A 9,721-nucleotide genomic window follows, 5' to 3' on the forward strand; every position below is an offset into this window, starting at 1 on the left:
TCTGGCCGTGTCCAAGCTCGCCACCGCCGCCAAACGCCTCCTGGTCGGACGGCCGTTCCGCAGCGATCGCCTCGCTCACACCCTGCTGCCCAAACGCATCGCCTTGCCGGTCTTCGCCTCCGACGCCATGTCGTCGGTCGCGTACGCGCCGGAGGAGATCTTCCTGATGCTGTCGGTGGCGGGCCTGAGCGCCTACGCGATGGCGCCGTGGGTGGGTGTCGCGGTCATCGTGGTGATGCTCACCGTGGTCGCCAGCTACCGCCAGAACGTGCACGCCTACCCGTCCGGTGGCGGTGACTACGAGGTCGCGACGGTCAACCTCGGGCGCAGGGCGGGGCTCACGGTGGCGAGCGCCCTGCTCGTCGACTACATCCTCACGGTCGCGGTGTCGATTTCGGCGGCCGCGGCGAACATCGGTTCCGCGATCCCGTTCGTCGCGACCCACAAGGCGGAGTTCGCCGTCGCGGCCATCGCGCTGCTGACGGCGGTGAACCTGCGCGGCATCCGCGAGTCCGGCAGTGCGTTCGCCGTCCCCGTCTACGCGTTCATGATCGGTGTCTTCGGCCTGATCGGCTACGGCCTGTTCCGCGGTCTGGTGATGGGCGACGAGATGCGGGCGGAGAGCTCCGGCCTCGAGATCCACGCCGAGTCGGACCACCTGATGGGCCTCGCGTTCGTGTTCCTGGTCCTGCGGGCGTTCTCGTCGGGCTGCGCCGCCCTGACGGGTGTCGAGGCGATCAGCAACGGCGTGCCCGCGTTCCGCAAGCCCAAGTCCCGCAACGCCGCGACGACGCTGTTGCTGATGGGCACGATCTCGGTGGTCATGCTGATGGGCCTGATCATCCTCGCCCAGCTCACCGACGTGCGGATGGCCGAGTTCCCCCAGCAGCAGATCACCAACGCCCCCGCGGGCTACGAGCAGAAGACGATGGTCGCGCAGATCGCGCACGCCGTCTTCGACAACTTCCCGCCCGGCTTCTACTTCATCGCCGGCGTCACCGCGCTGATCCTGGTGCTCGCCGCGAACACCGCGTTCAACGGCTTCCCCGTGCTCGGCTCGATCCTCGCCCAGGACCGCTATCTGCCGCGTCAGTTGCACACGCGCGGCGACCGGCTGGCGTTCTCCAACGGCATCCTGTTCCTGGCGGGTTTCGCGATCGTGCTGGTGATCGCGTTCGACGCCGAGGTCACCCGGCTGATCCAGCTCTACATCGTCGGTGTGTTCGTGTCGTTCACGCTGAGCCAGCTCGGCATGATCAAGCACTGGCAGCGGCTGCTCAAGACCGAGAACGACCCCCAGGCCCGCACCCGGATGCGGCGCTCGCAGGCGATCAACACGTTCGGCCTGGCGCTGACCGCGACCGTGCTCGTCATCGTGCTGATCACGAAGTTCACCAAGGGCGCGTGGATCGCCATCGCCGCGATGGCCGCCATCTACGCGTTGATGACGGCGATCCGCAAGCACTACGACACCGTCGGGGAGGAACTGCGCAAGCAGGAGCGCGTGCGCACGATGCCCGCGCGCAACCACGCCATGGTGCTGGTGTCCAAACTGCACATGCCGACGCTGCGGGCGTTGTCCTACGCCAAGGCCACGCGACCGGACGTGCTGGAGGCCGTCACGGTCAACGTCGACGACGGCGACACCCGCAGGCTCGTGCTCGAGTGGGAGAAGGAGAACTTCAAGATCCCGCTCAAGGTGATCGAGTCGCCCTACCGGGAGATCACCAAGCCCGTTCTCGACTACGTCGCACGGGTCAGGACGGACAACCCGCGCGACGTTGTTACGGTGTTCATCCCCGAGTACGTCGTCGGCCACTGGTGGGAGCAGCTCCTGCACAACCAGAGCGCGTTGCGGCTCAAGGGAAGGTTGCTTTTCCAGCCGGGTGTGATGGTCGTCAGCGTGCCGTGGCAGCTGGAGTCCTCGGTGAAGGTCAAGGACAAGGACGTCATCGCGCCCGGCGCTGTCCGAAGGGGACTTGACGACCGATGAGCACGACCAGGGAAGACTGGACCGGCCGCACGTTCGAGGTCGAGGTGGGACCCGTCGCGCACGGCGGGCATTTCGTTGCACGGCACGAGGGCCGCGTTCTGTTCGTGCGTCACGCACTGCCCGGTGAGCGGGTCGTGGCGTCGGTGTATGAGGACAACGGTGGCTCGTTCTGCCGTGCGGACGCCGTGAAGGTCCTGGAGGCGTCTCCCGACCGGGTCGAGCCGCCGTGCCCGTTCAGCGGGCCGGGCAAGTGCGGTGGCTGCGACTTCCAGCACGTCGACTGGGACGCCCAGCGCGAGCTCAAGGCCCAGGTCGTCCGCGAGCAGCTCTCGAGGCTCGCCAAGATCGAACGCGACGTCGTCGTCGAGGCGCTGCCGGGCGGCCCGCTGGAGTGGCGGACCCGCATCAGGATGGCCGTCGGCCGCGACGGGACGCCGGGTTTCCGCGGCCTGCGTTCCCACGATGTGATCCCGGTCGACCACTGCGTGATCAGCCGGCCGGGCATGGTCGAGGCGGTGGCCGACCGAAAGTGGCGCGCCCAGGAGCTCACGATCGTCCAGGACGGTGACGGCAACCGTCATGTGGGTGAGGTGCGCGGCCGACACACCGTGCGGCGCGCCGGGAGCGATACGGCCGTCGAGATCGCCGCCCAACGAAAGTGGCGAATTTCCGCCGACGGTTTCTGGCAGGTCCACCCGGCCGCCGCGGACACGTTCGCGACCGTCGTCGGGCAGTGGGCCGCGGCCGAGCCGGGGCAACGCGCGTGGGACCTCTACGGCGGCGCGGGGCTCTTCGCCTCGGTGCTCGGCCGGCAGGTCGGGGAAAGCGGATCCGTGCTGGTCGTGGAATCTTTCCCCGGTGCCGTGGAGGACGGCCGGCGCAACCTGCGCCGCATGTCCCAGGTCGAGTGGGTGGCGGACAAGGTGGAGCGCGCCGTGACGCGCCGCATGCCGGTCGAGGACCCTCACGTCGTGGTGCTGGACCCCCCTCGCAAGGGGGCGGGCAAGGTCGTTGTGGCTGAAGTCGCACGACGCCGTCCGCAGCGGGTCGTCTACGTCGCCTGCGACCCCGCCGCACTGGCCCGTGACCTGGCCGAATTCACTGTTCAGGGGTACCGCCTCGCGCAGCTGCGGGCGTTCGACGCGTTTCCGATGACACATCACATGGAGTGCATCGCCCTGCTGGTACCTGAGACGCCGTGACCATGCGTCTCAGTCGCGTCTCCGTAGACTGAGCCGAAGTCTTCAGGAGTGAGGTGGGCGTGGTGACCCTGCTGGAGTCCGTGCACGGACCAGCTGATCTGAAACGGATGGACGACGCGCAGCTGTCGCAGCTGTGCGAGGAGATCCGTCGTTTTCTGGTCGACAAGGTGTCCAAGACGGGCGGGCACCTGGGCCCGAACCTCGGTGTCGTCGAGCTGACCGTGGCGCTGCACCGGGTCTTCGACTCGCCGCAGGACCCGATCGTCTTCGACACCGGTCACCAGTCGTACGTGCACAAGATCGTCACGGGCCGTCGCGACGGCTTCGACCGGCTCCGCCAGCAGGGCGGCATGTCGGGCTACCCGTCGCGGTCGGAGTCCGAGCACGACGTGCAGGAGAGCTCGCACGCGTCGACGGCGCTGTCCTACGCCGACGGGCTGGCGAAGGCGAAGCAGATCAACGGCACCAACGGCCACGTGATCGCGGTCGTCGGCGACGGCGCGCTGACCGGCGGCATGTGCTGGGAGGCGTTGAACAACATCGCGGCGGACAAGAACCGTCCCGTCGTGATCGTGGTCAACGACAACGGCCGCTCCTACTCGCCGACGATCGGTGGTCTCGCCGACCACCTGTCGTCGCTGCGGCTGCGCCCCGGTTACGAGCGCGTGCTGGAGAAGGGCAAGAGCGCGCTGCAGCAGACGCCGATCTTCGGCAAGCCGCTGTACGCCGCCCTGCACGCCGCCAAGCGCGGCATCAAGGACGCTCTGGCGCCGCAGGCGATGTTCGAGGACCTCGGTCTCAAGTACATCGGCCCGGTCGACGGCCACGACAGGGCGACGCTGGAGTCCGCGCTGCAGCGCGCCAAGTCGTTCGGCGGCCCGGTGATCGTGCACGCGGTCACCCGCAAGGGCATGGGCTTCGCGCCGGCCGAGAACCACGAGGCCGACCAGATGCACGCCACCGGCGTCATCGACCCGATCACGGGCGAGGACCTCAAGCCGTCCAGCCGCACCTGGACGCACGTGTTCTCCGACTCCCTGGTGGAGATCGGCCGCGAGCGCTCCGACGTCGTGGCGATCACCGCCGCGATGCAGGGGCCCACGGGCCTCGACGCGTTCGCCAAGGCGTTCCCGGAGCGCTTCTTCGACGTCGGCATCGCGGAGCAGCACGCGCTGACCTCCGCCGCCGGTCTGGCGATCGGAGGTCTGCACCCGGTCGTGGCCGTCTACGCGACGTTCCTCAACCGGGCGTTCGACCAGCTGCTGATGGACGTGGCGCTGCACAAGCAGGGCGTCACGGTCGTGCTGGACCGCGCCGGTGTCACCGGCCCGGACGGCGCGTCGCACCACGGCATGTGGGACATGTCGATCCTCGGCGTCGTCCCCGGTGTTCACGTGGCGGCGCCGCGCGACGCCGGCACGCTGACCGAGGAACTGCGCGAGGCCGTGGCGATCTCGGACGCGCCGTCGGTGATCCGCTACCCGAAGGCGTCCGTCGGTGGTGACCTGCCCGCGCTGGAGCGCGTGGGGTCCGTCGACGTGCTGCGCCGCTCGGGCAACGACGTGCTGCTGGTGACGGTCGGCGCGTTGGGCGAGCTCGGGCTCGAGGCCGCCCAGCGGCTCGAGGACCAGGGCATCGGCGTGACGGTCGTCGACCCGCGGTGGATCTACCCGATGTCCACGGACCTCGTGGAGATGGCGTCGTCGCACAAGCTCGTGGTGACCGTCGAGGACGGTGGCCGGCACGGTGGCTTCGGTTCGTCCCTCGCGGCCGCGCTGCGGGACGCCGACGTCGACGTGCCGTTGCGCGACATCGCTCTGCCGCAGCAGTTCCACGACCACGGCTCGCGTGGCGAGGTGCTGGCGTTGTGCGGCATCACCGCGCAGGACGTGGCACGCCGCGTGACGGAGTGGGCCGCTCGCCTGGAGTGCCTGCCCGTCGAAATCGACGCGCCCGCGGAGAAGTAGATCGGCTAACCTCCGTTCCACCCCGCTCAGCGGCCCGGCAGGACTTCCCGTCCGGGTTCCGCGTTCCAGGCGGGGCTGGATGCCATGGAGCGTCAGGTTCTGATCCTGAACGCCAAGACCCCGGCCGCACACGGGGGTCGCGAGCTCTGCGAGTCCCCTGTGGACTCCCGCTCGCGGCCCCGCCGGCCGGGGTCTTGGTCTACCTGGACGGAGGAGCGGTGAAGCACACGTTGTTCCCGTGGGAGCGGGGTGTTCGGTTCGATCGCGGCGAACTTGTGGGCGAGGTCGAACCCGGAGAGCACAAGCTGCCGCGTCACGCCGTGCTGCACCGTGTCGACGTTCGTCCGCGTTCGCTGACTCCGGCCGCACAGGACGTGCCCACGTCCGACGGCGTTCTCGTGCGTGTGACCGTGGTCGTGCGGTGGGCCGTGTCGTCCGCGACGACGTTCGTGGTCGCGTCGGCCGGACCTGAGGCAGAGCTCTACACGGCCGTGCAGCTCGCACTGCGCGGTGCCGTGCTCACGCGCGCACACTCGGCCGTTGATCCAGAACGGGATGCGATCGCGGCCGAGGTGCGGGCCGCGGTGGCCTCCCGTGCCGCCGAACTGGGTGTGTCGGTCGACGACGTGGCCGTTCGCGACGTCGTCATGCCCGGTGAGCTGCGGCGGGCCGCGCTGGCCGAGCTCGTGGCGGCGTCCGAGGGACGCGCCGCTCTGGAACGTGCCCGTGGGGAGACGGCGGCCTTGCGGTCGTTGCTGAACGCGGCCCGGCTCGCCGAGGAGCACCCCGCGTTGCTGGAGCTCCGGGCGTTGCAGGGCGCCTCGACCGTCGTGGTGGAGCGGTCTAAGCGAGCCTGACGGGCAACGCGTCCAGCCTGCTGCCCATGATCCCGCCCGGTGAGCTCTGGGACAGCGGAGCCGTGACGCGGGCGTCGGGGTAGAGGGCGCGGAACGCCTCCACCAGGGCCTTGAGCTCGAGCTGGGCCAGCTGGGCGCCGATGCAGAAGTGCGGGCCGAAACCGAACACGAGGTCCGGCACGCGGGTGAGGTCGACGAGCACGGGCGAGCCCGCGGGGAGTTCGGTGCCCGCGATCTCCACGTCGGTGGTCGTGAAGCGCCACAACGTGAACGGTGCCGGGGGATGCTCGCGCAGCGTCTCCCGGACCAGCTCGTCCGCCGTCTCGTCGCTGCCGATCAGCCGTGCGACGAGGAAGCCCGCCGCCAGATCGGTGGTGAGCTGGCCCGCGAACAGGATCGTGAAGATCTGGTAATGCAGGTCCTGCTCCGTGCTGCCCTCCGGCATGCGCAGCTCGGCGGTCGCCTGCGAGGCCAGCCGCGCGAAACCGCCCATGGCCGCGGGGACGTTGGCCGGGTAGTCGACGTGCATCAGGCGGCACGCCTCGATCGCCAGGTCGACCTCGCGCTCCGGGATGCCCAGCAGTTCGCAGAGCACGGCCAGCGGGTACCGGGTCGTGAAGTCGTCAATCAGGTCGACCTCGCCGGGCAGCGCCTTGAGGAGGTTCTCGGCGATGGCGCGGATGCGCGGGTAGTAGGCGCGCATCCTGGCGGCGCTGAACAGCGGTGCGAACGCCTTGCGCAACCGCGCGTGCGGCTCACCGTCCAGCGTGGTGATCGACATCTGCTCGGCCGCGGTGGGCTCGAGGCCGGCCGTCCGCGCGTTCCAGTGCTCCGGCGCGAGTGCGGTGTCCTTGGCGAACCGGACGTCGGCAAGGACGGTCCGGGCGAGGTCGGTGTCGGTGACGACCCAGACAGGGTGGTCGTACATCGAAATTTGCTGCATCACGCAGTGAATGTAGCACGCACTTACTGCGTCGCGCAGCGACTGCGTGGTGCAAGTAGGCTTGCGGGTCATGACGGAAGAGGTCCTGCGCGCCATCACCCGGTGGCAGATCCCGATCATCCAGTTCAACGGCATGCTCGCCGAACAGCTCGGGATGACGTGGACGGATCTTCAGGCGCTGTACGTGCTCGCGAACTCCGGACCGGCGTCGCCCGGTGAGCTCGCCCGCCGGGTCAACCTGACCAGCGGCTCGGCCTCCCGGATGATCGAACGCCTCGTGCAGGCCGGGTTCGTGCACCGCGTGCCGGACCCGCACGACCGCCGCAAGGTCGTCATCGAACCGGACCCCGACGCGGTGCGCCGAGTCGGCGGCCTCTACGACTCGCTGAACGAACGCCACCGCGCCGACCTGGCCGGATTCGACGAGGCCGAGCAGGCCGTGATCCTGCGTTTCCTCGCCTCCGCGGCCGAACGGACCGAGGAGGAGATCCGACAGCGCGCGTGAAGGTGTCGTTAAGTGCTTTCTCAGGTGGGTGTGGCACCTTTGACGCGTGCGGATTCTGGTAGTCGAGGACGAGGCGCCTCTGGCCGACGCGATCGCTCGCGGCCTGAGGCGTGAAGGCATGGCCGTGGACGTCGCCTACGACGGCGAGACCGGGCACGAGAAGTCGACCGTCACGCGGTACGACGTCGTCGTGCTCGACCGCGACCTGCCCGGGATGTCCGGCGACGAGCTCTGCAAGGAGATCCTCAGCTCCGGCGCGCTCACCAGGGTCATGATGCTCACGGCCAGCGGATCCATCGAGGACCGCGTGTCCGGGCTGTCGCTCGGCGCGGACGACTACCTCGCGAAGCCGTTCGCGTTCCCCGAACTGGTCGCGCGCGTGCGGGCGCTGGCCCGGCGCGCCACTCCGGCGACGCCGCCGTTGCTGGCCGCCCAGGACGTGGAGCTGGACCCCGCGCGGCGCACCGTCTCGCGCGGCGGGCAGCCGATCGAGCTGACGCGCAAGGAGTTCGGCGTCCTCGAGGTGCTGCTCTCGGCCAAGGGGTCGGTCGTCAGCAGCGAGGAACTGCTGGAGCGCGTGTGGGACGAGAACGCCGATCCGTTCACCACGACCGTGCGCGTCACCGTGATGACGTTGCGCAAGAAACTGGGCGAGCCGGGCATCATCGACACCGTCGTGGGCTCGGGTTACCGGGTCCCCAGTGCTTCGAACGGCTCTGCCGAAGACTGATCTTTGGGGACTGACATGCGCCGGCGTGGGCCAGGACTGCGTCTGCGGATCACGCTGCTCACCACCGCGCTCGTGGCGGCGGTGAGCGCTGTTCTGCTGTTCCTCGGGTGGACGCTGGTCGGGCGGGTCTTCGACTCGTCGCCGTCGTTCCCCTCCGACAGCCAGGTCACGGTGGACGGCGTCACCGTCACCGTGAAGACGTTGACGGACGCGTTGACGGCGGCCGCCCGGCAGGACCTGCTGCGCGCGGGCCTCATCGCGTTCGCGTGCATCGTGCTGGCCGCTGCCGTGCTGGCGTGGACGTTCACCGGCCGTGTGCTCAAACCGCTGCACGACGTCACAGGTGCCGCCCGCCAGCTGTCGGCCGAGTCGCTCGGCTCGCGGTTGCGGCTGGAAGGCCCGCGCGATGAGGTCGCCGACCTCGCGGACACGTTCGACGCGATGCTCGACCGGCTCGAAGCGGCCTTCGACTCGCAACGCCGGTTCGTGGCGAACGCATCGCACGAACTGCGCACCCCTCTCTCGGTGGTGCGCACCGAGCTGGACGTGACCCTGTCCGATCCCGACGCCGACGTCGAAGAGCTGCGCCGCATGGCCGGTGTCGTGCGCGCGGCGGGGGAGCGCGCCGAACAGTTGGTGTCCGCGCTGCTGCTGCTCGCGCGCACGGACGGGATCGGGCTCGCTGTCCGTGAGCCGGTCGACCTGTCCGCTGTGGTGGAGTCCGCGTGGAGGGCCGCACGCGCCGAGGCCGAGTCACGCAACCTGCGCAGCGTGTTCCGGTGCGTGCCGGCGCTCGCGGTCGGGGACCCCGCCCTGCTGGAGCGCATCGCCGGCAACCTGCTGGAGAACGCCGTCCGCCACAACCACGTCGGCGGGTGGATCGAGACCGTGGTCGAGACCGGGCCGCAGTGGTCGGTGCTGCGGGTGTCGTCGTCCGGACCGTTGATCCCGCCGGACCGCGTGGAGGAGCTGTTCGAGCCGTTCCGCCGCGGGGTCAAGGACCGGACCAGCCAGTCCGGCACGGGGCTCGGCCTGTCGATCGTGCGGGCCGCGGTGGCCGCTCACGGCGGGTTTGCGCAGGCAGTGGCTGTGCCGGCCGGTGGTCTGTCGGTCACCGTGCACTTGCCGAGTGCGCCCCACTGACCGTGGATACGAGATTCTTTGCGTGGCCCCGGTCACACTGTGCGTCGATCTTCGCGGGTTTGAGCCGTCTGCGCACTGTCTGACCTGGGGTTACGCCGTACGGGACCCCCGATTTGGATCTCGTACAGGGCCCGTGTAAATTTCTCCATGTCAGCACGGAACGGGCCGGGAAACACAGCCGGAACGGAGTGCGGCACAAGACTTCTAAGCCTGACACAGCCCCGGAAGTGACCCTCATCAGGGGGAAGCTGCGGTGAGCGCGTGTTCTTTGAGAACTCAACAGCGTGCCGAAACACAGCCAGTAATATATGAATTATCTCCTCGTCGAGGTAGTTCCTTTGAGGCAAGACTAGATTGATGCCAGACATATTCCGTCTGGAG

General features: G+C 69.2%; 8 protein-coding genes. 7 read left to right on the forward strand and 1 reads right to left on the reverse strand.

Annotated features, from left to right (window positions below):
• Positions 1-7 precede the first annotated feature (7 nt).
• From IE307_RS33170 to IE307_RS33185, 4 genes are all read left to right on the forward strand, one after another.
• Positions 8-1,993: an APC family permease gene (locus IE307_RS33170; RefSeq protein WP_191303340.1), complete on the forward strand. Its 1,986-nt coding sequence runs from the start codon at positions 8-10 to the stop codon at positions 1,991-1,993.
• Positions 1,990-3,195: a class I SAM-dependent RNA methyltransferase gene (locus IE307_RS33175; RefSeq protein ID WP_191303341.1), complete on the forward strand. Its 1,206-nt coding sequence runs from the start codon at positions 1,990-1,992 to the stop codon at positions 3,193-3,195. The genes IE307_RS33170 and IE307_RS33175 overlap by 4 nt, the downstream gene beginning before the upstream one ends.
• Positions 3,196-3,257: 62 nt before the next feature.
• Positions 3,258-5,162, forward strand: a complete 1,905-nt coding sequence (gene dxs / locus IE307_RS33180) for a 1-deoxy-D-xylulose-5-phosphate synthase (RefSeq protein ID WP_191303342.1) — start codon at positions 3,258-3,260, stop codon at positions 5,160-5,162.
• Between the two features lie 218 nt (positions 5,163-5,380).
• Positions 5,381-6,019 carry an SPFH domain-containing protein gene (locus tag IE307_RS33185; protein ID WP_191303343.1) on the forward strand — a complete coding sequence of 213 codons (639 nt, stop codon included), beginning with the start codon at positions 5,381-5,383 and terminating at the stop codon, positions 6,017-6,019.
• On the opposite strand, the gene IE307_RS33190 is transcribed toward IE307_RS33185, so the two are convergent.
• The gene (locus tag IE307_RS33190; protein ID WP_229905314.1) at positions 6,006-6,962 is read right to left on the reverse strand and encodes a cytochrome P450; all 957 of its coding nucleotides are present in this window, start codon (positions 6,960-6,962) and stop codon (positions 6,006-6,008) included. The two genes, IE307_RS33185 and IE307_RS33190, sit on opposite strands and share 14 nt — an antisense overlap.
• 70 nt (positions 6,963-7,032) lie before the next feature.
• Here IE307_RS33190 and IE307_RS33195 point away from each other — a divergent pair, with 70 nt between their 5' ends.
• The 3 genes from IE307_RS33195 to IE307_RS33205 are packed head-to-tail and all read left to right on the forward strand — an operon-like array spanning position 7,033 to position 9,340.
• Positions 7,033-7,467, forward strand: a complete 435-nt coding sequence (locus IE307_RS33195; protein WP_191303345.1) for a MarR family winged helix-turn-helix transcriptional regulator — start codon at positions 7,033-7,035, stop codon at positions 7,465-7,467.
• A gap of 46 nt (positions 7,468-7,513) precedes the next feature.
• Positions 7,514-8,197 carry a response regulator transcription factor gene (locus IE307_RS33200; RefSeq protein ID WP_030474790.1) on the forward strand — a complete coding sequence of 228 codons (684 nt, stop codon included), beginning with the start codon at positions 7,514-7,516 and terminating at the stop codon, positions 8,195-8,197.
• Between the two features lie 15 nt (positions 8,198-8,212).
• Entirely contained in the window at positions 8,213-9,340 is a 1,128-nt protein-coding gene (locus IE307_RS33205) for a sensor histidine kinase (protein WP_191303346.1), read from the forward strand.
• Positions 9,341-9,721: the final 381 nt, after the last annotated feature.

The sequence above is a fragment of the Lentzea cavernae genome, assembly GCF_014653695.1.
Lineage (GTDB): Bacteria > Actinomycetota > Actinomycetes > Mycobacteriales > Pseudonocardiaceae > Lentzea > Lentzea cavernae.